Consider the following 23,850-nt stretch of genomic DNA (forward strand, 5'->3'; position numbering starts at 1 on the left):
CAATTCTTTCGTTAGAATTGGGCTCGTAACGAGGAAATTCAATGCGAACCATGATTGATTTTTATTTAAATCTTCCGGCAAGATTCGGGCACAAAAATGCTTTTGCCACCCGAGTCGGTGCTGGTGTTTACCAGTTTAAAACTTACAACAACTTGCTATCGGATGCAAAGGATTTGGCATTTGGACTGCGGACAAGTTTGTCTGAAAGAGAAAAAGTTGCCATTTTTGCTGACAATGCCTACGAGTGGATCCAAACCAGTATCGCCGTAACATTGTTAGGTGCAGTTGACGTACCAAGAGCGTCTGATGTTACAGACCATGATATACTTTACATCTTAAACCATTCAGAGTCAAAAATTCTTTTTGTGGAAAATGAAGCAGTTTTTAAGAGAGTGATTCGTTTGGAATCTGAGTTGGAATTTTTAAAAGAAATTGTAATCATTTATCCCCCGAAAGAGGGAAATAAAGAGATGAGTTCTAGAAAAATTAAAATCTCAACTTTGCAAGAGTTAGTCGCCAAAGGAAGGGAACTTCGTAAGGCAGATACAACAGACTCTATCTTTTTGAATAGTACAATTAAAGAATCGGATTTATTTACCATGATTTACACCTCGGGAACCACAGGAACACCCAAAGGAGTAATGTTAACACAAGGAAATATTCTATTTCAATTACAAAACCTCCCGATTCGTTTGGAGAAAGGTGATAGAACTCTATCAATACTTCCTATTTGGCATATTTTTGAACGAATTTTTGAAATCTTTACTTTGTATTATGGAGCTTGTACTTATTACAGCAGTGTTCGTACATTAAAAGAAGATTTAAGATTTGTAAAACCTAACTTTATGGCATCGGCTCCGAGACTTTGGGAAAGTATCTATTCTGGAATTTTGGGAACACTCGCGAAGTCATCAGCAGTGAAACAAAAAATGTTTCAAATTGCTATGTTCTTTGCCAAAAGATTTTTTGTTTCAAGACAAATCATAACGGGGAATGTTTTGGATATCCATCCTGTCGTTTTTTGGAAAAAATCCATTCGTTTTGTTTATCACTTCTATCGATTTTTTTTGGTAAGTTTGCCTCATTTGTTTTTTGATTTTTTAGTTCTATCAAAAATTCGAAAGGCAACGGGGGGAGAACTAAAAGGTTCTTGTTCCGGTGGGGGAGCGCTCCCTTATCATGTAGACGAATTTTTTAATACCATTGGAATTCCTGTTTTAGAAGGATATGGAATGACAGAAACGGCACCTGTGCTCGCTATGCGGACTTTCGAGGAAATCATTCCAGGCTCTGTCGGAAAGATATTTCCAAAAACTCATTTAAGGCTCGTTGATTTACATACCGGTGAAGTTTTTTTGGATACGGAAGCCGGTAAATTTGTATTTGGAAGAAAAGGGGAAATCCACGTAAAGGGAAAACAAGTGATGGCTGGTTATTATAAAAATCCAGATGCAACAAATAAGGTTTTGGTGGATGGTTGGTTGAATACTGGTGACCTGGGGATTTTTACTGCAAACCACAATTTACGAATTGTAGGGCGTTCTAAGGAAACCATAGTTTTGTTAGGTGGTGAAAATGTGGAGCCAGTTCCTATTGAATCAAAGATTTTAGAATCGGAATGGATTGACCAGTGTATGGTGGTGGGACAAGATCAAAAATATTTGAGTGTTCTTGTGTATCCCAACATATCTCGATTTGAGGAGCCACTCACAGGAGAATTCTGGAATCAAAAAGAAGTGGTTCAAAAAATCGAAACAGAAATCAAAGCCAAAGTCAATGCACAGACTGGGTTTAAATCTTTTGAAAGGGTTGTGGGTCTTGTTGTATTACCAAAACCATTTGAAGTGGGAGACGAACTCACAGCAAAACTATCTCTAAAGCGTCATGTAATCACTGACAAATACAAATCAGAAATTTCTAAATTGTATTCCAACAACTAAAGATTTTTTGAATTTCAAAGATTAGGGGAGGGTTTAGTTCCCTCCGCTAATTCTTGTTATGTTTATACCGAACCCTCTTTCTGATTCTTTTCCACTAAAGTCTTTCGTTTGTACTTTGATGGTATTTTCCCCTGCTTTCAAATTGAGCACTCCGACCAAATATCGGTCTTTAAAAAATAAATCATCAAAACTATGACCTTCTTTGGTTTTCCATTTCCCAGAGTCAAATCGTAAGGACCCAAAGCTTGCTTGTTTGTAAGGCTCTCCATTAAAAAGGAACTTCACTTCCTTCACACCCCTACGTTGGCTATTTTTGATTCCCCCGTCAATGATACTCACTGTGAGTGGGAAAGCTTTGGAGACATTGATATTGTCGCCATCGTTTAAATTTGTGTAATTTTCGCCAACATGGATGAAGAGATTGGCAATTTGTGGAGGCATAGTGTCTTCTACGGGGGGAAGGTAAGTGAGAGGGTCAAGCAGGGTTTTTCCGTAATCCTTTCCCAAGACAAAGTGTAAATGGCCTCCCGTGGAATGGCCCGTATTTCCTGAGATTCCAATGGTGTCACCAGCAGAGACCTGTTTGTTTATCCGTACCGTCTCATTTCTTGTTCCGCCTAGATGGTAGTAACCACTCACATAACCGTTTTTATGTGCAATCCAGACAATATTGCCCGAACCGCGTTCGTCTTCAAATGGGTCATCTTCCGCATAACGGGAGTATAGGATAAATCCCGGGCTCATACTTTTCACAGGTTGTAAAACGGAAGAAATATCCAATCCATTGTGAAAATGGTCTTTTCTGGACTCACCGAAGGTACTTGTGATGAGACCAGGCAATTCTAAACCTTGGATTGGCCAAACAAACTCAGGTTTTGTATCAGAGACCGGTTCCTCTGCTAAAATAAAACTTGCCAAGAGACTCAATACTACAACAATACTTCTCATGTTTAGAGAAGTCTCCTGGCAGGTTCCTTTTTAGGAAAGTATATAATGAAACTGACTTCTCATACCAATGAAGAAATTTTAGAGATTGTGAAAGCATGTGGTTCTGGAGATGAAAAGTCTCTAAGGACATTTTTTGACCTCTATTCGCAAGATATTTACAACTTTCCCATCCGTGTCTTTCACTTAAGTGAGGATGACGCTTCTGATTATTATATCTATGCTTTTGAACGTTTAAAAACAGGAAAACGTTTCAAAAGTTTTGTAGGAAAATCAAGTTTCAAAACCTGGTTTTTTTCGGTGCTCAGAAATCTACTAATTGATTGGCAACGCACCAAACGAGAAGTCAAAACCCAAACCATTTCCAAAGTCAATAAGGAAGGGAAAGAATACAGCACCATCGAAGACGAACCAGACAAACGATCTGAGGCTTTGGCTTTGGCTGTGGATGTCACTGACCAGTTCCATTCCGTACTATCCACAATCAAAATTGAGAACCGTGTTGTGTTTAAATTGTCCTTTGTTTACTACCTTCACTTGGATCCGGAAGAAGTTCGTTTCATTGCAGAAAAAACAAACCGTCCGGAAGAGGACATCCGTATCGAAGTTTTGAAACTCAGAGAGGAACTTTCCGGTCGCGAAGAAGAGAATCTAAAAATGGAAGATAAGATCACTTCCTTGTATTTGAATATTCTTGATTTGAAGGAACAAAAAAAATCCAAAGCCCAAGGGGATTCCGTAGAGGCTCAATACTATAAAGAACGTTTGGACCATGCCCTTGCGAAAAAGTACGAACAAAGGAAAAAGTTAATCGAAAAGAAGCAAAAAGGACACTTTCTTGTCCGCACCCCTTACCGAGAGATTGCCAGAATCTTAGGGATTTCCGAAGGTGGTGTCAGCGTGACTTTGCTTCGGGTCCTCGAAAAAATGCAAAAAAAATGCATTCCATCGCTGGAGAGGCCTGATTTCCTTCGTCATACTCTTACAGGGTGGGGGGTCCACATGGAAAATCAGGGTTTTAACGTAGAGGTGATGGAGCTGGCCAGAGAATTTTTTATTCGAGGTGAGTTTCCTAGTGAGGATGAGTTGCAAATTCATCCCGATTTGCAAGATGCATTCTGGTTTTGTGAAGAAGCCTTCTTTGCAAGTTTGCGCCTGGAAAGTGTTGCAAACAACCCCTTTGCTGAGGCTTGGGATCTGGCTAAGGCAGAAATTGCTTTGTCCAAAGCACCACTCCCGCTTCCTGATTTTTTAAAAGAATACACTCGCCAAAATTTAATCTTACCTGAGAAGAAAGATAGCCTTATCGTTCGGCTCACACAGTCGGGAATTCGAGTGATTGATAGTCTAGTAGAATCTTTACAAATTCGAGAGAGTTTTGAGTTTGCTCCTTCGATGCGTTCGGCCTCGGCAGAGGTTCGTTCGGGAGATGCCAATTCTGTTATCTTTGAAGAAACCACCAGCGAAAACCAAAAATTCTACTACCAAATCGTAAAAGAAAACCAGGGAGAGGTATACCTATCTGTAAAGGCAGAGGGAACACCAGCCTTCCAACAAGTAAACCTTCGTAGAGAAGGACGGTTTATCCTTTCAAGCAAAATCAGTTTAGAAGGCAGTGCTAGCTTTTCGGGGTTAATCCCAGGTAGTTACACCATAGAGTTTGTAGGTCCTGGCCAATCAAAATCGTTTGACTTGTCTATCCTTGTCGGATAGGTTCGAGGGAGCATGCTCTCCCTTATCATCGATAGAGTTGGTAACGTTAATATTTTCAATGTTTTGGAAGATAATCTTCCTGTTGAAGAATCTCACATTCAATCCACGTTAGACGATGATTTAATATTCGAATATTTAGGGGAAGTAGAGAGACTTGTCCACGTTTCTCAGTCGGTTCTTTCCAATCCAAACCAAATTCTCAATGCTGACATCCTTCAAGATTTAAAAGTGTTAGGGGAAACTTTTTACCAACAGTTTTTTCCCCTCTCCATCATTGAAAAATTAAAAAACACAACTAAACATAGTATTCATTTTAATATTGATCCGGCTCTTGCCTTGGTTCCTTGGGAACTACTCCATGATGGAACCAGTTTTCTATCCGATAAATTTCGAATTGGAAAAACCATCCGAGGCGGTTTACACCGTCCCACACACCAAGAGAACCGAAAGATCAAGATGCTCATCATTGCCGATCCGACAGAAGACTTACCTCACGCACAAAAAGAAGGGGAAGTGCTTTTTTCTGTACTCAGCCAAAAGGTTCCCACTCATCTTTTGGAACTAGAGTTTATTGGCGGCAAACAAGTCACCAAACTAAAGTTACTTTCTCTTATCAAAGACAAACATATCATTCATTATTCGGGGCATCTTCATTTTTCGGATGATTCTCTGGAGAATGGTTGGCTATTGTCCGATGGAAAAGTATTAAAGGCACGTGAAATCAAATCAACAGGAATTGATACCGACTTAGTATTTTCTAACTCCTGTATGTCTGCAAAATCTGCAGGTAAAAAATTAAATACAAATATTATGAACCAATACGCCGGAGCATTTTTGACTGCGGGTATCAAAACATTTGTCGGTACGAACTGGGAGATTTTGGACAACGAAAGAACGATAGATTTTACAGTCCGGTTCTATACTTTTTTGTTTTCTGATAAATCTGTTGGGGAGTCTTTGTTTTTGTCCAAAGAATTCGCAAGACGAAACTACCACGCTAATGATTTAACTTGGGCTAACTATGCCTTGTATGGAAATCCAGATTTTTCTTTATTCGTCAAAGAAAGAAAAATATTCCATTCTGCAAAAATTCTAAATCCTACTACGGTTCTAGAATTTTATCCTACTCCGATTGCCGTTGCTTATTCCAAGTTCATCAATACTAGTAAATCAAAATCCATTGATAAAAACAATCTTCTTAGTTTGTCCAAATTGTTCGAAGCGATCAGTCAAGTGGTTGGTATGATGGTTTTTAGCGACCATGCGGCACACGCGATGAACAAATCGATTCCGAATAACCCGGATGATGCGGTGTCACTTCGTAAATGGTGGGAACTTGTATATGGATGTGTTTGGGATTTCCAAAAATTAAAGATTTCAAGTATTTTGGAAATGGCTTTGCCTGTTTTACACGAACAAAAAGAAACTATTTTCAAAATTGTTGGATGGATGGAATCTTGGGAACGAGAGGAAATCAAAGAAGAAGAAATTGAATCTTTCCAAATTATTTTGCAGTTTTTTTTAGAGAATATGTTATTAGAATTCTCTGAATTGGAAAGAGTCAGTATTCTTTTAGTTTCTGAAAATCACAATCCGCATTTTTATTTCAAAGGCATTAAACCTGCTTATTTATATCCATCCTCTCCTGGATCCAAAGACAAATTACAAGAACAACTTTCTAATCAAAAAGGAAATTTAGTTTTGGTTCATGAAAGTCGAAAAATTGTAATTCCTTTTCCAACTTACTTTAAAGAAAAAAAAGAAACTGGTGATTTGGAACTAGTGTTTAACGGCCTTACTCCATTTGTATTAGGAGCCAAGCAGAGTTGAGTTTATGCCATCCGGATGTTGGTAACGTATCTTGTGGTGCTTGTTGCGGATTATTTAATTTAAAACTACAACCCAAAGAATTCAAAACTTTATTGTTAGAACGGACTTCCGAATTTCAAACTACGGTCAATTTTGAAGTTCGCCATAGTTTTCCTATCTTTCGTAAAGAAAGAGAAACCAAAGAAGCCCACATTCCAAAAAAAGATGATATGACCTATAATTGTCCTTTTTTGGGATACGTGGATCCAACCAAACAACGCATAGGTTGTATGATCCATCCAATTTTTACTGGTGATCCTAAAAGCCAAAACTTTTCCTTTTATGGGGCTTCTATTTGCCAGGCGTACGATTGTAAAAATAAAGAAAGTATTTTGGCCGATTTATGGGAATCTCTCTTTGTGGAGATGGCAAAGGACTCGGTTGAGTATTCATTTTTATCTGCAGACCATATCTTTGTAAGTGCATTAGAAAAATTCTTTCAGTTTGTAAATATCAGTATGGATCGATTGTTTCAGGAATTTCGGTTGGAAGTGATGGATTTGTTTCGGACAAGGTTACTTACCTCAGCAGAAAAAAATTTAACATCTTTTGAAATCAATTATGATAATTTTCCCGATTTAAATGCTTTGGAAGATTATTTTACAAAAGAGTTGGGTGAGTATTGGAAAGATTGGCGAGAGGGAATGATTAAAAAAAATCCCGGATAGAGGTAAGTATCCGGGTTTTGTTTAGAAAAAAATTTAATTAAGCTTTAGATGTAGCAGTTGCTACTTTTGCTTTTGTTTCAGCTACAACAGTGTTTGCTTTTCCAATGATTGTTTCTACTTGAGAAAGGCCTTCTTGAAGGTATTTTCTAAGGTTTACAGAAACTTCGCTTTGGTCTTGAGCACCTTTTGCTGCTAGGTTTTGGAATCCAGTGCTGATTTCAGAAAACGCTTTTTCCGCTTCTACTTTTGCTGTGTTCACTGCGCCTAGGATGAAGTTTAATCCGTCTTTTACTTGTTGTTCCATTTTCATTTTTCCTTTTCGGTTCTTGTTTTGTGCGATGCACTATCTCTTTTTGTGCGGTGCACAGGAATCCGTCAACCCGTTTTTGTATTTTTTTCCTGCATCGCACCAAAAAAATGGATAGATGCCTCATCCGGAATTTTTGCCCATCCAGTGGAAATCCACATATTTAGAACTTCTCGACCAACGAATTCTGCCGGGGAAAAAAGAATTTCTGAAATTAAGCTCAGCCGAAGAAACGATTGTAGCAATCCGCGAAATGGCTGTTAGGGGAGCACCGGCCATTGCCATCACCGGGGTATTTGGTCTCACATTAGGCGCCAAATCTCAGTCAGGTGTAGCCAATCCCGAAGACATAGAAACATTACTTTCTTCTGTACTTGAGTCAAGACCCACGGCGGTCAATTTAAGTTATGCCATTCTTGAGGCAAAAAAACGAATCCAAGGAAATTCTGGTTGGGAATCCATTACAAAGATTTGGGAAACCTATGGCCTAGAAATGATGAGGGACGATTTGGCAGCAAACAAGGCTTTGGGGGAAAATGGAGTTTCTTTGTTTCCCAAGGACCAAAAGGAATTTCATATCATCACTCATTGTAATACGGGGGCACTTGCCACAGCCGGTCATGGAACCGCCCTTGGTGTGATTCGAAGTTTGCGTGACGCTGGAAAAAAGGTAGTGGTTTATGCAGATGAAACTAGGCCTTTTCTGCAAGGTTCTCGGCTCACTGCATTCGAAATGATGGAAGAAGGAATCGAATGTTATATCATCACCGATGGAATGTCTGGATGGCTAATGAACCATCGTAAGATTGATGCCGTCCTTGTTGGTTGCGATCGAGTTGCGGCCAACGGAGACACCGCGAACAAAATCGGAACTTACAATTTAGGGATAGTCGCAAAAGAACATGGTGTACCTTTCTACGTATGTGCCACAAAAGATAGTTTTGATTTAAATTTAAAAACGGGAGAAGAAATCCCTATTGAGATGCGTAAAGAATCAGAAGTGACTCAGTTTGATTTTTTAAAAGGATCGGACGGAAAGTATTTATTTCCTGAAGGAAAGACGTCTCCTGTGGGTGCAAGAGCTCTCAACCCCTCCTTTGATGTAACAAAAGCTCACTTAATCAAAAACTTTATCACAGAATTTGGATGTTTCGTACCAGCGGAGATTTCCCTTCGTCTAAAGAATGTATGACGGAAAAAGCAATTTTAGGTAGCGGGTGTTTTTGGTGTACGGAGGCCGTATATCTTAGGATTCCTGGAATTCTATCTGTGAAGTCTGGATACGCAGGTGGATCTACTTCCCATCCAACTTACAAAGAAATTTGTACAGGAACCACTGGTCATGCAGAGGTAATCGAAATTGAATTTGATCCCGAGGTCATTACCTACTCAAAAATTTTAGAAATCTTTTGGGCGTCTCATGATCCCACCACACTCAATAAACAGGGCAATGATGTGGGAACACAGTATCGTTCTGTTATCTTTTATCTGAATGAAAAACAAAAAGATTTAGCAGTGGAATCGAAAAGAAAACATGCTTATCTTTTTCCCGATCCCATTGTAACAGAAATTTCACCGGCTCCAGAGTTTTATCCAGCGGAAGATTACCACCAGAATTATTTTACTCTCAACCCACAAAATCCCTATTGCCATTATGTGATTTTTCCCAAACTAAAAAAAATGGGACTTAAGCTGTAATCGTTGTAAGGTTATTTTCCCTTAAAAGCAGTTAACATTGCTTTTTCTTGGTTAGGAAAGAAGTTCATCACAAATGCAGTTTGGGCTTTGGTAATTTTTTCCACTTGCCTTCTGTATTTTATCACCGCACCGGGATGGGCTGTGTTACGCACTACCACCTTAACATTGTCTTGGTTGTAACGAGCGCCTTTGAGTTCTTCTATTTTAGATTTGAGTAGTTCAACAGTTTTACTTTTTTTCTGGTAAGCATCAAAAATTTCTTTGAACTTTTCTTTTCTCGCATCATCCAATTTACCACGAGACCTTTGCACGACTTCTTTGATTTTTTGAATTTCTGGAACCAGGGCCTCTAGTTCGCGTTCAAACTCGGCAAGTCTAGAACTACCTTCTGTTAAGAGCCTATCATTTCTAAAATGAAATCCTACTTCTACAACAGTGTCCATTTGAGCAGTAGAACCTAGAGAAGATACAGTGATTCCTTGGTAAGAAACAATATCAGATCCAATGATGGAGGAAGATTCCCCCGTTAGGATTACGTTTCCTAAACAAAGAATTTTACTTCCTAAAATAAAATTTTCAACAATACAATCGCCATCGATTTCAAGGTTTCCATTTTCAATGAATTTTGCGCGAAGGTCTCCTTTGATGCGAATGACACCTTTCCCTTTGGCTTTGACTCCACCTTTGACTTCTAAGTCTTCGCCCACAATTACATCGGAAGATTCCACGTTACCATCTAAATATAAAGAACCTTGGCAGTTGACAATTGCACCTTCCTCAATGGTTCCTTTGACTCGAATGGTACCTTCAAAGTTGATGTTTCCCGTTCCAAGTCCAATGTTACTTTCAATATTTAATTCTGGAGATACAGTAAGAGAAGTGTCTGTTGAAAAAACAACTCCGCTAAGGGATGCAAAATATTCTTTGAGTTGTCGCCCAGGTTTTTCTGGATCCTCAACAGTTTTGGGAAGGATGTTTTTACCTAGAGTGAGCCTTGGTCTATCGATCGGATTGGGGTAAATGGGATTTCCTAAAACATCAACACCCTGTTCCCCCGCAATTCCTTCAAAAAGTGTAGCGAGTCTTTCGCCTTCTTTTACGTGAACGTATTTATTTATGTTTCTGTAATCTGCTGATCCGTCATCTTTTAGAACAACACGTTGCGCTCTTGGGAAATAAAATTTAATCCAACCACTTTCCCCTTGTTTGGCGGGATTCCCTTGAGCCACTATAAAATTAAAATCATCTCTTACTTTTGTGGGATCTTTTAATATTTTATCGATTTCGATGGCAGCCTTATCCACCTCTTTCATCAAAATCCGATCCCGATGAATGGTTGCATTGTCTAGAGCTTCATAAATTAGAATATTGCTCATAGAACCACCTAACAACCAAATTGGTTTTGTCACCAAAGTTGCAGTCAGTCGATCCTCGGAGATTTGGATTTTCAGTCCCCGTTCCGGATTGAAGTCCGGTGCATTTTTAACGTCCATTCTGTTAAAAGTATCGGCAGGTTTCTTAGGAGAAACGAGAATTTCTATCGGCGGAGCCAATATAGAAAACTTCCGAAGGTTTGGAGGAGGGCCGGAACTCCAAAGATTTGGGAATGCAGAGGGAGGCTATCCCCATGGGTTAGGGCAGTGGAGGTACGGTGGACATAGGAAATTTCTTTTGTTTGGAAGAGGCGGGCCAGTTTTTCCGATTCTTCCGGCGAAATTACGGAGTCTGTTTTTCCATGGAGTAAGGCCACGGGACCAGCGAGTGTTTCCATTTGATAAAAAGGGGAAAGATTTTCGGGGAGGTTTGGGGGAACAGTATCAAGAACGCGGTTCGCTATTTCCATTCGTAAATTTTCATCAGTTCCCACTTGAAAAAAGAATTCCTTGGCTCTACTTGAGGTCTTCGCAAGTAATGATTCCGCACGGATATCGTTTCCAATCCGTTTCAGTCCATTGTCTAATGCGGCCTCGAAGTATACGGGTTCTAATTCTTCTGCAAGGGTCGGTTCAAAACGATGGAGAAAATTGAAAAGAATGACGTACACTGCGTACGGATCGATAGTATAGTTAGAAAAGACAAAGGGCACTGTGTCTAAAAAATCACAATAGGCACCAATGACCATGGATGATTTGATTTTGTTTTTTGTATTGGATTTGGAAGCGGCAATAAGTCCCATTCCACCTGAAAAGCTGGCAGATAAATATCCTAAATCATATCCATTAAACAGTTGTTTTGCGGAGTAAATTTCCATCATTAAATCCTGGATGTTGGAAATGGTCTTTTCTTCGATTTTTAATCCCTTCACTTCGGGAAGTTCAGGAAGAATGACACTATGGTTGGAGCTGGCAATGTTTTCTGCAAGTTCCAAAATCCGTGGGTCGTCAATCCCCATGGCACTCATTCCATGTTGGATATAAACACCTGGTAATGATTCTGGATTTTTTCCTGTCGGATAAAAATGAAACACTCGCCTTCCTGTCTCGGGCAATCTGAGTTCTTTACGTTCTAAAGATTTTTTTTGTTTAAGTCCTGCATAACCCAAGATGAGTGGAATTGCCAAAACATAAGGTTTCATTGGGATTTAGTTTTTTGGGGTAGGAAATTTTTCCAACAATAAAATCAAATAGAGTCTGCCCATATAGTCTTCTCCTCTTCTGTCTTTGAGATTGAAGATAAGAATGTACTGGCGAAAGTGTTCTAAGGATATGGGAACCAGTTTATGATTTAAATTTTCTGGTGGCAAAATATCAATTTCGTAACGTCCCAGTCTCATCTCTGTAATTAATTTTCCTGCGATCTGGTTTGCAAATTCCATCATGATGGAAGCTGAATGAGAACGGGAAGTGGGATCAATTTGAAATGCCTTTGCAATTTTGGGAAGGAGTTTGAGTTTTGTGTAACCGTCTAAGGCTAGATATACTTTTCCATTGATATCACCAACAAATTCGACAAGTGTACAATTCTCAAAACAAAGTCCTTCATTTTTAGAAGGACCGTAAGCTTCTCGTTCCGCATAAACAAGTAAAGATTTTTGAAAATGCTCTGGTAATACTTGCGAAACAGTCAGGATAAATTTTTCATCAATTAACGGATCCATTTATGCTGCGTGGTAGAGGATACTCTCTTCCAAGGATTTGTATGCGGCTTTGATCCAAATATCAAATTTGATTTCAGGAACGGATTGGTTCGAAAAACCAAGTGCTACTTCCGAAGGATAACCGAGACTATCCAATTCCTCTATGAATTGTTTGAAAAATTCTGAAAAAATATCTAGCCTATCATTGGAAACTAGGGCTGCGTACAGGTTCTCTTCTAGTTGATACAAACCTAAACCAATACTTGCGTTTTGTTTTCCAAGTAGGTTGAGTCCTATTGCAATTTCTGATTGGAAGTTGGTATCAATGAATTTGAATAGAATTAGTGTTACTTTTTCTTTGGATTCAAAAACTGATTTTGCCATTTGATAAAAGTGAGACACATTGAAGAGTTTGGAAATGGGATGTTTTGTTACCTTTGCATATTCTCTTTTTAGCATAATTTTTTCTGAGATGATGGTAGACTTCTCCCAGAAAGATTGGATTTCGGATTCATTCCAAACCTCTTTGGTTGAAAAACATAAAAAACCAAATAAATGTGCATTCATGGTAAGTGGAATGTATAACTTGCGTTTATCGATGGAAATGGCAGGGAGAAGTTCTTTTACTCTTCCTTCTTCATATTCGTCCCATTCTACAGGATTGTCATCGGTTTCCACCATCATCCCGGCTTTTTGCCAATAACATTCCTTAAATTCTTTTCCATCAAAATAGAAATATTGGATGGAAGTGAGTTTCTCAGTTAAAAAAGGAAAGGGGAATTCCTTTACCGTTTCGCAAAACAACGATCGTCCTTCGGCATGGATCTGTTCTCTGGCAAGTAAGATAGGATCTTTTTTCCAGAGGATATCTTTGGGTTTTGGCTCCGCATTGGAAGGTACTGTAGGCAGAGATGTTTCTGTATCAAAGACTACATCTGTATGCAGATCCATTTTTGGTAAACCTTCATTATTTAGATTATGATCCGTTTGATTTTGGGACTCCGGCTTCTGAAAATCCAAACTGTATAAAAACAAAGCGAGTAACAAACAGGAAACGGCGAGGAGAGTAAAACTCACCCAGGAAAAATAGAGTATATACTGAAGGATGACTCCGATGATGAAAAAAAATGTGGGAATTGTATATCGTTTCATAATGACTTAGCCGTTACTCAATATAACGGGTAAAATGGGGATTCGCTGAACTGATTTTCCCTGTCCGCTAGGGGCAAATGAAACTCTATTCCGAATTGGCCGAATACTATTTTACCATCGAAGAAGCAAGCCGCAAGTTTTCGGAAGAAATCCTCTTCCTTCGGGATACATTTAAGCGACATAAAATACATACAGTATTGGACATTGGCTGCGGGACCGGGGAACATATAAAGGAATTACAAGGAATGGGTTTCAAACCCTTGGGTGTAGACGGATCTCCTAGAATGTTGGAGATTGCCAAGGCACGATTTCCTCATTGCCAGTTTGAACTTGGGAAAATGGAGGTTTACGTCGCCAAACAACAGGTAGACTCTGTAATTTGTTTGTACGGAACCTTTAATTATCTCATTAATGATGACTTAGTTCAGAATTTCCTTCGCAATTGTTATAAAAATTTAAAACAAGCTGGGCTTTTGATTTTGGAAATCTGGAACGCAGACCCTATTCACAGAATCAAACGAAAACCCATCACTACCGTGAGTAACGTGAGGCAAGGTGACACTTCCATTCGAAGGAATCGTGGATTTCGTCTAACAAGAGCAGATGATGTCGCCATTGTGGAAGTAAATTATGTTTATAATTTGAATCAAAAAGATTTAAAAGACAAACATACCATGCGTGTGTTTCATTTCCCACAAGTTCAGAATTTCTTAGACGATAATAAATTTGACGTCCTTCATGTTTATAGCAATTACGACGGCGAAAAATATATAAAAACCGGCGCAAGGATGCTTATTGTAGCCAAAAAGAGGTCTTGACTTTCTTTTTTTCGTACGGTATCCCAATCTATCGGGAGTTCGTATGTCCAATCCAAACCATTTCCAAGTCATCGTTATTGGAGGAGGGCCTGGCGGTTATGTCGCAGCCATCCGTGCAGCACAATTAGGTTTGCAAACATGCATAGTTGAGCGTGAAAAACTCGGGGGTGTATGTTTGAACTGGGGTTGTATCCCCACCAAAGCACTGTTAGAAAGTGCACATGTATTGGAACATTTAAAACACGCAGCCTCCTTCGGACTTTCTTGTGATAATATCAAAGCCGACTTCGATGCTGTGATCAAACGCTCTCGCTCTGTTGCCGACCAAATGGCCAAGGGTGTTGAATTTCTGATGAAGAAAAACAAAATCACCGTAGTAAATGGAGAGGCTAGTTTCCAAAATTCCAAAACCATCCAAGTCAAACCGAGTTCCGGGGAATCAAACATATATACTGCCGATTTTTTTATTTTAGCTGTGGGTGCTAAAACCAAAGCGCTCCCTTTTTTGCCATTTGACGGGAAACGTGTGTTATCTGCTAGAGATGCGATGATAGAACCCAAGGTGATCCCCAATCTTGCCATTATTGGGGCAGGTGCCATCGGTGTAGAGTTTGCCGATTTTTATGCGAGTATGGGTTCTAAGGTTTCTATCATTGAATTCCAAGACCATCTTCTTCCCAATGAAGATGTAGAAATTTCAGGAGTATTAGAAAGAAGTTTTAAAAAACGAGGGATAGAACAATATTTGAGTTTTGGTGTAGAGACAGCTACGGTCTCAGATTCAGGAGTGGAGCTTACTTTACAAGATCGTAAATCTGCTAAAAAAGAAAAGTTAAACTTTGATAAGGTGATTGTTGGGGTGGGAATCACACCAAATACTAGTTCCATAGGTCTGGATGAAATCGGTATCAAACTAAAAAACGGATTTGTTGACTTTGTTGGGAACTATCGTTCTACAGTGGATCATATTTATGCCATTGGGGATTGTATTCCCACACCAGCTCTTGCCCATGTAGCCAGTGCCGAAGGAATCCGTGCTGCGGAAGATATTTCTTTTCGATTGGGTAACCCTCATCACCTACAAATTGTTAGATTAAACTATTCCTATATCCCAGGTTGTACGTATTGCCATCCAGAGGTCGCGAGTGTAGGCCTTACAGAAGAAAAAGCAAAAGCTCAAGGGTATGAAGTTTCCATTGGAAAATTTCCATTCACTGCCAGCGGAAGAGCCCAGGCCCAAGGAGACACTACCGGTATGATTAAAATCGTTTCTGATAAAAAACATGGTGAAATCTTAGGAGCACATATCATTGGGAGTGGGGCGACAGAACTGATCGCCGAGCTAACATTAGGTGCCAATATGGAAATTACTGTTCGGGAGCTTGCAAACACCATTCATGCCCATCCTACTTTGTCAGAAGGAATTATGGAAAGTGCAGCGGCGGTTCTTGGGGAAGCGATCAATATATAGAAAGTTATGCGGGGATTGGGTTGTGCAGTGAGCATAAGGTTGAGTAGTCTACCTGTCATATCTTTTAAGTTAATGAGAAAGATAATCCTAAATTCTATTTCGATTTTTACTCTAATTTGGATTTTGAATTGTTCCGAGGAAAGGCTGACTCAAAATCCAAGGATTGGTCCCAGCCAAGAATGTATTGTTTTGGTTCATGGATATCTAAGATCTTCTAATCATTTACGTCATCTTCGGGACTTTCTGATTCAGAAAGGATTTTATGTTGTATCTATTGATTATCCTTCTACAACGCTAAGTATTCAAGAAATTGCTGATTCTTATCTTTCTTCACAGATTTCGGATCATTGCCAGGATAAAAAAATTCATTTTGTTACTCATTCACTTGGAGGGGTGATTGTTAGATATTATCTAAAGACAAATCAGATCAAAAATCTAGGGAGAGTTATAATGTTAGCTCCTCCCAATCAAGGAAGTGAGATTGCAGATCTTCTTTCTCAATTCAAATTTTTGAATTCTTTTTTCGGTCCTATCTTAGCCCAAATCAAAACGGATCCTTCAAGTTTTGTTCATTCCTTAGGGTTACCTAATTTTGAATTTGCAATCATTACTGGAGATTTCACTTTAGATCCTATCTCTTCCTTTATCATTCCAGGAATTGATGATGGCAGAGTTTCTGTTTCTAATACGATATTGGAGAACAGGAAAGATTTCCTTATAGTGGAAAGATCTCACAATTATATTATGGATGCGCCCGAGGTTCAGGACGCAATATTAACATACATACAAATCGGTAGATTCAGGTAGGATAGTTACTCCCTTACCCTTCTTTTATTTCCAAACACTTCCTCATCCAATCCCATGTTTCTTTCGGTCTTTCAAAGGGAAAAAAATGAGTGAACCCAGGGAAGATGGTGACATCAGACTTAGGATTTACTTTTGCCAGAAGGTTCGCATACTTAGGGCTACAAACTTCAAATTTTTCTGGTATGGCAATGTGGTTTTCCGTTTCTATTCCGTAAAAGTTTTTGAAAACATGGAAGTGGGCATGGCCAAAGATCCTTGCTTCTACTCGTGGGTCACAACAAAGTTTGACTTCTAATTCGTGGCCTGTACTTACAAAACAAGAGTTTAAATAGTCTTCAAAGATAGAAGGCTCAAAGTTTGCAAAAGCAGGAAATTTTCGAAATGACCGCCTAACAAGTTCTATAGATTTGAAATGGGTTCTTCTTTTTTTGGCACCTTTTGCGAGTGGGTTTTCTAAAAATTTAGAAAGAAGGATCATCTTCCAACCAAGGATCACTGGATCCATGACTAGAACCTTTTCAAAACGAGAAGGTTCTTTAGCGGCAGCGAGGAGAGAAGAGGCACCTCCCAGTGAATGACCAATGATATTTGTTTTTAGAATGGATTCATGATCGAGGAGTGCTAAGATCTGGTCTCGAAAGACATTCCAGTTATGAAATTGTAAGCTGAACTCAGAACGACCATGTCCTAAAAAATCGGGAGCAATCACTCGGAAGTGTTTTGATAACAATGGAAAATAATAATTGTAACAGCCGGCACTATAGCCATTGGCATGACAGAAAATGAGAACAGGACCCGGAGTTTCCGAATCTAAATATGCACATTCCCAGTTTCTGAACCGAAAGGATTTTTGTTTCATTTTTCTATTTGACCCTTCCCGATTGAGATCGGATTTTGTCTCTATCCCATGCAATTCCAGGTCATCCTCTTCTTCTGTATAGCCGTATTCTTCAATGCATTAGCTAATATTTTAATCAAATCCTCTTCCTTACAAGACCAAACAAAAACTTTGTCAGGTGGTCTTTGGGATACAATCTTTACTGTGTTCAATCCTTACTTCATCGGTGGGCTTGTTAGTTTTGGATTGGCACTGCTTGGATATAGATATGTTTTGGGGAAAGGTTTGAAGCTCTCTCTCGCCTATCCCGTGTTTACTTCTAGCGGATTTATCATAGTCCTGATTGCGTCTTCACTTTTTTTTAAAGAAAGATTAAATTTAACTCAATGGTTAGGGATTGCCTTTATTTTGGTGGGTGTTTGGCTTACCGCCTTGCAAATGTTTGATGTTAAATCGTAAATCTTGAAACCTAAATCTGTTACTATAAAACAAAAAACACTACTTTTTCTATTTACTTTACTTTTCTTTTTTCTTTGTAAAAAAACAGATTCCGTATTAGACAAGGAGTCTGTTTCGCCAGCCATACAGAAACGCCCCAATGTCCTTTGGATTGTCATTGATTCCCTAAGAGGCGATATCATTGGTCGTTATGGTGTGACTCCTAACTTGGAGTTGTTTCAAAAAACGGGGATTAACTTCCAATACCATTTGGTCAATGCAGCATGGACGAGGCCATCCACTCTGGTATTTTTTACAGGGAAATATGCTTCAGCAAATCCAGTTAATTTTTGGGATTATCCTACAACTAAATCAGAAGTGGAAGCATTTTATCGAAGTGAAAAACATCCTCTTCCTAAGTTATTAAAAGACAACTCGTTTGTTACTTATATGGTAGGGAACAATCCATTTTTGACAGATAAGTTTGGACTTGGGGTGAATGTCGGCTTTGATTCGTTATACGACTTTTCTAGTTATAACGAAGATACAAGAAGAATTACTAAAAAAACATTTGAAGTATTGGATGAAATTTCTTCGCAGGAAAAACCTTTTTTTCTTTTTTTAAATTATAACGATCCACACAAACCCTATACTCCACCACCAGGATTTACCAATCGGATTCAAACAAAAGAAATTTTAGATGAAAAGAAAATGAATTATCTCGGGGAAGTGGCCTTTGTGGATGAAGAGTTGGGAAAAGTTTTTGAAGAACTCAAAACCAAAAATCTTTGGGACAATACACTCGTCCTTATCACAGCAGATCATGGGGAAGTGATGCATAGTGCTCATGCGATCTCTCCGTTTACTGGAACAAATACTTATTATGGACATGGTCAGGATTTGTTTTTAGAAAATATCCATGTACCACTCCTGATTAAATTGCCTGGTTCAACTTTAAAACAATCGATATCTTCTATGACAAGGTCTATTGATTTATTTCCAACAGTTCTTGATTATTGTGAACTTCCGATTCCTAAGTCCATTCAGGGAAAATCACTCAAACCTTTAATTGGAAACTTAGAAACCACCAAACGAACATATTACGGTGAAACTAGGTTTACACAAGGGTATGGAGAAGGATCGGAGTTTCTTTTACAAAGGTCTTATCGTTTTCATGAATTAGGAAAATTTTGGCAGGGTTCTGTCGGAAGTGAGTTCTATTTGTATTCTGATTCCAAAAAAGATCCTAACCAAGAAAATCCATTACGTATTTCGAATATTACATCGATTAAGAACATGAAATTAAATCCATCGTTGGAAAAGAAAATCATTAGGTTTTGGAAACAAATTCGTTCTATGGAGCCAAAACTTCCTTTGTATCATCTTTCCATCCAACCAGAATCTAAAGATACAGAAATACAAATTCGAGTACCACAAGGTACCATTCGTATGGCAAATGTTCCCGATGGCCTAGTTTTGGAAGAGAAGGGAAAATTAGTGCAGATTCATACAAAACGAACTGAAGCATTTGAAATTAGTTTTGAAGTGTATCCCGATGTGAGTTTTCCCGAATTCACTGTATTGTTTTCTAAAAAACAAATTCCGAAAACAGAAATCTTTACTGGATATTTTGGTGTGAGTATGGCTTCTTGCAGTTCCAACTGTGATTTGTTATACGAATCTGGACCTCAAAGGCCAATGATCATACCTAAGGCAAAAGTTTATTTTTGGAAAGAAGGTGGGCAAAAAAAATCCTATTCTTCTAAACAAGAGTTGGGAACTGATGCTTTAGAAATTCTAAAGAAACAAGGATATGTGCAATAGTTTCAATCATTGTCTTGGTTTGTGACTGATACAGACGGCAATGTCTCTCCATGAACCCCACTCCCTCCGCCACTAAGAGAACCAAATAAAACCGAATACGCCATATTTCCATCAACAAGGAAATCATCAACTCCCGTAAGGACTACGTTTTGGAAGGTATTCCAATCGCTGGAAGTAAACACCAAACTAGAAACTGAAGATGTTCCTTCGGCAACATTAGAACTAGTAATAGGAATGGTAACATTAGATGCTGGTCGTGCCCGTAACCGAACTTGGAATCTGGACTGACCACCAATTTCCGTAGTCATTAAGTTAGGTGAAGTGACAAGCCCTCCTGAGCTATTGGGAGATGTCCCGCAAGCATTCACAGGATTGGGATCAGTGCAAGGGACGATATCATATATATAATTGATATGATTCCCTGAGATGGATAAAGGAGTGAGTGCGCTGTAAATAGCGGAGGGTGCGAAGCCCGTACCCGTTTCTCCCGATGTGACAACAGAAGATATAGTATAACTCACATCCCCTAGGCTTGCTGTATCAAGTCCTGTTACGGTGACAAGTTGGGCTGATCCAAAATTACTCGGTGTGAAGGTGAGAGGTGCTGTGGGAAAACTCACAATGCCCCCAGGGGATGTGCTGAAGTTCACAGTGACATTGGTTGTGGGTTGTGAATCCAAATGAATATAAAATTCGGAAGAAGCCCCCGATTGGGAAGTAATCACCGTGGCCGGAGTAAATCCTGAACTAGTGACCCCCGCACTATCATTATCATTCAATGTAAGCATTGGATAGTTAGAAGAAGGATAAGGGTTCACTGCATTATAAAATCCGTCAGTGGAAGAAAGGATTCCCACAACAATGGGGCAAGATACATTCCCATCATCGACAGCGTCATCATTCGGAGTCACAGTGATCGTGTTATGTGCTCCAATTGTATTCCAATTGGCACTGGTAATAGTCACAGAACTTGCGGATAGAGAAAATTGTGGAACAGAAGGGCTGGCAACGAGCTCACATGGGAAAGTTGTGGTTACGGAAATGGGAACAGTAACATCATCTGTGGGAGCTTGGCTAAGTAAAATATAGATAGGAAAAGCAGAAGAATTTTCTGCCCGTGTTAGGTTTGTAGGGGTGATTACCGTGACAGGGTTCTCAGAAATACTATAATTAAGAAGGGTGGCAGTATCTCCTGTACTTCCAACAAAGCTAACATACCAGGAAGGTGTGGACCCGGTTTCCGTCCCATTCACTGTCACCGTATAACTTACGTTCCCATCAGTTAATACATCGGAAACTCCTTGGATTTCCACGGGGATGGAAGTGCTCCAGTTCGCATCAGTAAAAAGATATTGTTTTGAGCTGACAGGGGATCCTCCATCATTGATCATCCCTTCCGTGGCATCAGAAGTGGCAACGGTCACTGTGACTTGGTTTCCAGGAAGAGGGCGGCTTCCCAGTCGTAGGCTGTACATTGCGGATTGTCCTGCTTCTGTTGTGAAGTAGGGTTGTCCTGAGTCCAAAGTAAATAAAATACTGGGAGATGGATTATCATCATCAGTGATATTGATTGTGATGTCTGAAGGATTCAAACCTTCATAATCGGTTCCCGATCCTGTAATGGCACCTAACGTTAGCGTATGGGTTCTTGTGTTGATTTCGTTGATAGAATCATTGGTGACCATAACTGTCACTGTTTGTGCTGTAGAGAAGTTGGCGTGAGTGAAGGTAAGACTTGCCGGTGAGAAAGTATATTGAGTGGAATCGGGTAAGTTAAAGGTTTCCCCTGTAATCGGAATGGTGGCAGAACCAGAAGCACAAGCCGCTAAATTACCAGGAGTGTCACACGGAGCCGAATTTAAACGGACAGTGAAGGTTCCGTCACTTCCTCCTTCTGTAAGATTTAACGTAGTCGATGAAATGGTGAAACCAACTGTATCGTTGTCTGTGACTGTCACCACCAAATTCCCGCTAGCTTCTGTGTATCCAGGAAGAGTTCCTGTGGGATAAAGGCCCGCGAAATAAGATCCACTGGCTTGTGGGATATGGATGGTCACTGGAAGATTCCCATCATCAAAGGAATCGGAGACAGAACGAATGCTAACAACTTGCACCACATCCCAACCACTCTCGCTGGTATTGCCAGTATAGTTTGCAGCCTGCCCGTTCGTTGGTGTAAAGGTAAGTGTTCGTGAGGCCGCAACTCCTGCAGTACTATTGAGTAATACCGCTTCTGTTCCATCCGAAGAAGTAATCGGACCAATCGTTACATTGGAGCTCGGTTTTAATGAAAGTCTAATTTCGAAAGTAATGGTAGAACTACCGTTTTCCACCATAGAAGATGCAGATAGGTTTTGGATGCGAACCAAGGGTTCATTACTATCGGTATTGATGGCAGTTACCGCCGCAATGGAGATAGCATTGTATTTGGGATCTGTAGAGGATGAATTTCCAAAAGAAATATTTACATTTTGGTCCCCATCGTCTGATCCATCTAACACGGATGTAATGGTAACGGTTTGAGGTGTGTTCCAGTTCCCTGTAGTAAAGTTTAAAGATGCAGGTGATACGGTTATTTCTGAGGTATTACTGGATGTGATACTTGGAATACTCACCGAGTTTGTCGGCTCCGAATTCAAAACTACGGTAAAGGTTTCTGTGGAAGGGGTTCCGTTTTCATGAACCACAAGGCCACCCACTGGTGTGACAGTAAATCCTGCCGTATCATCATCTGTGACAAGGATCGTTACTTGTGCAGGTGGTGTTACCGAATTGTATATTGGATCTGCGGAGCCACCAGTATTTACGTTTCCAAATTGTAAGGTGACAGTCCTTGTATCTTCATCAATCGAATTGTTGTTCGTTGTGATATTGACAAATTGATCTACGTTCCAATTGGCATTGGTAAATACTAGACTTGTTGTGCTGGCATTAGTGATGGAATGGTTTTCAGTTATGCCTGTGAGTGTCACTGTAAATCCATGAGGCGGTTGGGAAGAAAGATGGATGGCAAAAGAAAGATTACCTCCATTTTCTGATATGGTCAAACTCCCAGGAGTTGTAAGGACAAATCCTGGAACATCATCATCCGTATTGGTAACAGAAGGAAAGACTGGTCCCGCCAAACCATTGTAATCGGTATCGGAAGAGGTCGCCGCACCAGTTACAATTGAGACTGTACTTGACCCATCTACAATATAATCATCTACACCCGTAACAGTAACAATTTTTGGAGTGAACCATTCTCCTGGAGCAAAGGTAAGCGATGCCGGACTTGCCGTACCTTCTGAACTCGGTGTAGCTACAATGGAAGGAATAGTTACCGAATTAGTTGGTAAAGTGTTTAGCACTACGGCAAAGCTAACAGCCCCACCGGCCTCTGTTGTGGTGAGTCCTGATAGATTGACTACAGTAAACCCAGCCACATCATCATCCACATTGGTTCCCGTAATGATAGGAACTGGTTTTCCTAAGTAAGCAGGATCATTGGATACAGTTACATCGGCAGAAATTTGGAATGTACTATCATCCACACTAAAGTCGTCAATACCGGTGACTGTGACAGTTTGGGGCACATCCCAGTTGTTAGGTGTAAATACAAGTTCTACTGTTGCCACAGTGGCTTCGGTGGTATCATTTGAAACAAAGTTTCGAATATAGACATCTTGCATTGGTCTTGTTTGTAAAACATAAGCAATGTTTCCTGTGGCTCCCGTTTCGGAAGTGATTAGGCCAAATGTGGGGCTTGCTGCCACTCCAGAGGATTCATTATCTGTATTGACCACAAGTAATACAGGAAGTCCTTGAGAGGAAAATCGAATGTCGGAAGAGGAGGTGGTACCCAATTGGACTCTGTAGTTTTGATTACCATCGGAGAGTAAATCATCCACTCCCGCCAAACGTACGCTTTGTGGAGCATCCCAATTATCTTCAGTAAACTCAAGATAGGTTGCTGATAGTAAAACACCTTCTGTGGAATCAGAGACAGAAATGGGACCAATTCTCACTGAACTGTTTGGCTCTATGTTCAAACGAACTGTGAATTCTGCTTGTCTTCCATTTTCACTCGTAAATAAAAAATTCGGAGCATCGTAAATGACAGAACCTTGCCCTATTGTCGAAGCAAAGAAAGAACCGAATAACATCTGTAAATTAATTGGTGTTATGGATTGGCAGGATACAGAGAGAATGGAGAAAAAAAGAAAGACGATGGAAATACAAACTCTGAACATGATTTCCTATTGTCCTCTTAAGGCTCCCAGTTAGGGATCTCCCTGTATATATTA

The 23,850-nt window shown here is 39.7% G+C and carries 18 protein-coding genes and 1 pseudogene; 11 read left to right on the forward strand and 8 right to left on the reverse strand.

Annotated elements, in window-relative coordinates; genetic code table 11:
• Nucleotides 1-41: 41 nt before the first annotated feature.
• On the forward strand, nt 42-1,940 hold the full coding sequence (locus tag LEP1GSC195_RS16835) for an AMP-dependent synthetase/ligase (protein WP_015682298.1): 1,899 nt from the start codon (nt 42-44) through the stop codon (nt 1,938-1,940).
• Between the two features lie 33 nt (nt 1,941-1,973).
• Here the strand turns inward: LEP1GSC195_RS16835 and LEP1GSC195_RS16840 are convergent, their stop codons facing one another.
• Entirely contained in the window at nt 1,974-2,888 is a 915-nt protein-coding gene (locus LEP1GSC195_RS16840) for a M23 family metallopeptidase (protein ID WP_015682673.1), read from the reverse strand.
• A 45-nt stretch (nt 2,889-2,933) separates the two neighbouring features.
• Between LEP1GSC195_RS16840 and LEP1GSC195_RS16845 the strand changes: the two are divergent.
• The 3 genes and pseudogenes from LEP1GSC195_RS16845 to LEP1GSC195_RS16860 form a co-directional block, all read left to right on the forward strand.
• Nucleotides 2,934-3,824, forward strand: a pseudogene (locus LEP1GSC195_RS16845) (sigma-70 family RNA polymerase sigma factor); the annotation flags it as partial.
• 786 nt (nt 3,825-4,610) lie between these two features.
• Nucleotides 4,611-6,428, forward strand: coding sequence for a CHAT domain-containing protein (locus LEP1GSC195_RS16855; RefSeq protein WP_015681574.1), 1,818 nt, complete (start codon nt 4,611-4,613; stop codon nt 6,426-6,428).
• Nucleotides 6,425-7,135, forward strand: a complete 711-nt coding sequence (locus LEP1GSC195_RS16860) for a hypothetical protein (RefSeq protein ID WP_015681940.1) — start codon at nt 6,425-6,427, stop codon at nt 7,133-7,135. The genes LEP1GSC195_RS16855 and LEP1GSC195_RS16860 overlap by 4 nt, the downstream gene beginning before the upstream one ends.
• 37 nt (nt 7,136-7,172) lie before the next feature.
• Here LEP1GSC195_RS16860 and LEP1GSC195_RS16865 read toward each other — a convergent pair whose 3' ends face one another.
• On the reverse strand, nt 7,173-7,439 hold the full coding sequence (locus LEP1GSC195_RS16865; RefSeq protein WP_015682698.1) for a sigma-54 down-regulated protein: 267 nt from the start codon (nt 7,437-7,439) through the stop codon (nt 7,173-7,175).
• Between the two features lie 121 nt (nt 7,440-7,560).
• Here LEP1GSC195_RS16865 and mtnA point away from each other — a divergent pair, with 121 nt between their 5' ends.
• Both mtnA and msrA read left to right on the forward strand, forming a co-directional pair.
• Entirely contained in the window at nt 7,561-8,634 is a 1,074-nt protein-coding gene (gene mtnA / locus LEP1GSC195_RS16870; protein WP_015680575.1) for an S-methyl-5-thioribose-1-phosphate isomerase, read from the forward strand.
• Nucleotides 8,631-9,140, forward strand: a complete 510-nt coding sequence (msrA, locus tag LEP1GSC195_RS16875; protein ID WP_040506901.1) for a peptide-methionine (S)-S-oxide reductase MsrA — start codon at nt 8,631-8,633, stop codon at nt 9,138-9,140. Before mtnA ends, msrA begins: the two co-directional genes overlap by 4 nt.
• An 11-nt stretch (nt 9,141-9,151) precedes the next feature.
• Here the strand turns inward: msrA and LEP1GSC195_RS16880 are convergent, their stop codons facing one another.
• The 4 genes from LEP1GSC195_RS16880 to LEP1GSC195_RS16895 are packed head-to-tail and all read right to left on the reverse strand — an operon-like array spanning nt 9,152 to nt 13,368.
• Nucleotides 9,152-10,633, reverse strand: a complete 1,482-nt coding sequence (locus LEP1GSC195_RS16880) for a DUF342 domain-containing protein (protein WP_015680881.1) — start codon at nt 10,631-10,633, stop codon at nt 9,152-9,154.
• 44 nt (nt 10,634-10,677) lie between these two features.
• Entirely contained in the window at nt 10,678-11,715 is a 1,038-nt protein-coding gene (locus tag LEP1GSC195_RS16885; RefSeq protein ID WP_015680553.1) for an alpha/beta hydrolase, read from the reverse strand.
• Between the two features lie 6 nt (nt 11,716-11,721).
• Nucleotides 11,722-12,237, reverse strand: a complete 516-nt coding sequence (locus tag LEP1GSC195_RS16890; protein ID WP_002986392.1) for a chemotaxis protein CheX — start codon at nt 12,235-12,237, stop codon at nt 11,722-11,724.
• Nucleotides 12,238-13,368 (reverse strand): hypothetical protein, encoded by a 1,131-nt coding sequence (locus tag LEP1GSC195_RS16895; RefSeq protein ID WP_015681566.1) that lies wholly within the window; start codon nt 13,366-13,368, stop codon nt 12,238-12,240.
• 77 nt (nt 13,369-13,445) lie between these two features.
• Between LEP1GSC195_RS16895 and LEP1GSC195_RS16900 the strand changes: the two genes are divergently transcribed.
• From LEP1GSC195_RS16900 to LEP1GSC195_RS16910, 3 genes are all read left to right on the forward strand, one after another.
• Nucleotides 13,446-14,186, forward strand: coding sequence for a class I SAM-dependent DNA methyltransferase (locus tag LEP1GSC195_RS16900; RefSeq protein ID WP_015681147.1), 741 nt, complete (start codon nt 13,446-13,448; stop codon nt 14,184-14,186).
• A gap of 43 nt (nt 14,187-14,229) precedes the next feature.
• Nucleotides 14,230-15,657: a dihydrolipoyl dehydrogenase gene (gene lpdA / locus LEP1GSC195_RS16905; protein ID WP_015680783.1), complete on the forward strand. Its 1,428-nt coding sequence runs from the start codon at nt 14,230-14,232 to the stop codon at nt 15,655-15,657.
• A 72-nt stretch (nt 15,658-15,729) separates the two neighbouring features.
• Entirely contained in the window at nt 15,730-16,464 is a 735-nt protein-coding gene (locus LEP1GSC195_RS16910) for an alpha/beta fold hydrolase (protein WP_040506903.1), read from the forward strand.
• Nucleotides 16,465-16,477: 13 nt separating this feature from the next.
• Here the strand turns inward: LEP1GSC195_RS16910 and LEP1GSC195_RS16915 are convergent, their stop codons facing one another.
• Nucleotides 16,478-17,377, reverse strand: a complete 900-nt coding sequence (locus tag LEP1GSC195_RS16915; RefSeq protein WP_015681787.1) for an alpha/beta fold hydrolase — start codon at nt 17,375-17,377, stop codon at nt 16,478-16,480.
• Here LEP1GSC195_RS16915 and LEP1GSC195_RS16920 point away from each other — a divergent pair.
• Both LEP1GSC195_RS16920 and LEP1GSC195_RS16925 read left to right on the forward strand, forming a co-directional pair.
• A complete protein-coding gene (locus LEP1GSC195_RS16920; RefSeq protein ID WP_015681371.1) occupies nt 17,372-17,761 on the forward strand; it encodes a DMT family transporter in 390 nt (129 codons plus the stop codon). The genes LEP1GSC195_RS16915 and LEP1GSC195_RS16920 overlap by 6 nt on opposite strands.
• 3 nt (nt 17,762-17,764) lie before the next feature.
• Entirely contained in the window at nt 17,765-19,564 is a 1,800-nt protein-coding gene (locus LEP1GSC195_RS16925) for a sulfatase (protein ID WP_015681122.1), read from the forward strand.
• Nucleotides 19,565-19,566: 2 nt separating this feature from the next.
• On the opposite strand, the gene LEP1GSC195_RS16930 is transcribed toward LEP1GSC195_RS16925, so the two are convergent.
• Nucleotides 19,567-23,796, reverse strand: a complete 4,230-nt coding sequence (locus LEP1GSC195_RS16930; protein WP_015681769.1) for a beta strand repeat-containing protein — start codon at nt 23,794-23,796, stop codon at nt 19,567-19,569.
• Nucleotides 23,797-23,850: the final 54 nt, after the last annotated feature.

Origin of the sequence: Leptospira wolbachii serovar Codice str. CDC (genome assembly GCF_000332515.2) — a bacterium.
In the GTDB taxonomy this organism is placed as follows: domain Bacteria; phylum Spirochaetota; class Leptospiria; order Leptospirales; family Leptospiraceae; genus Leptospira_A; species Leptospira_A wolbachii.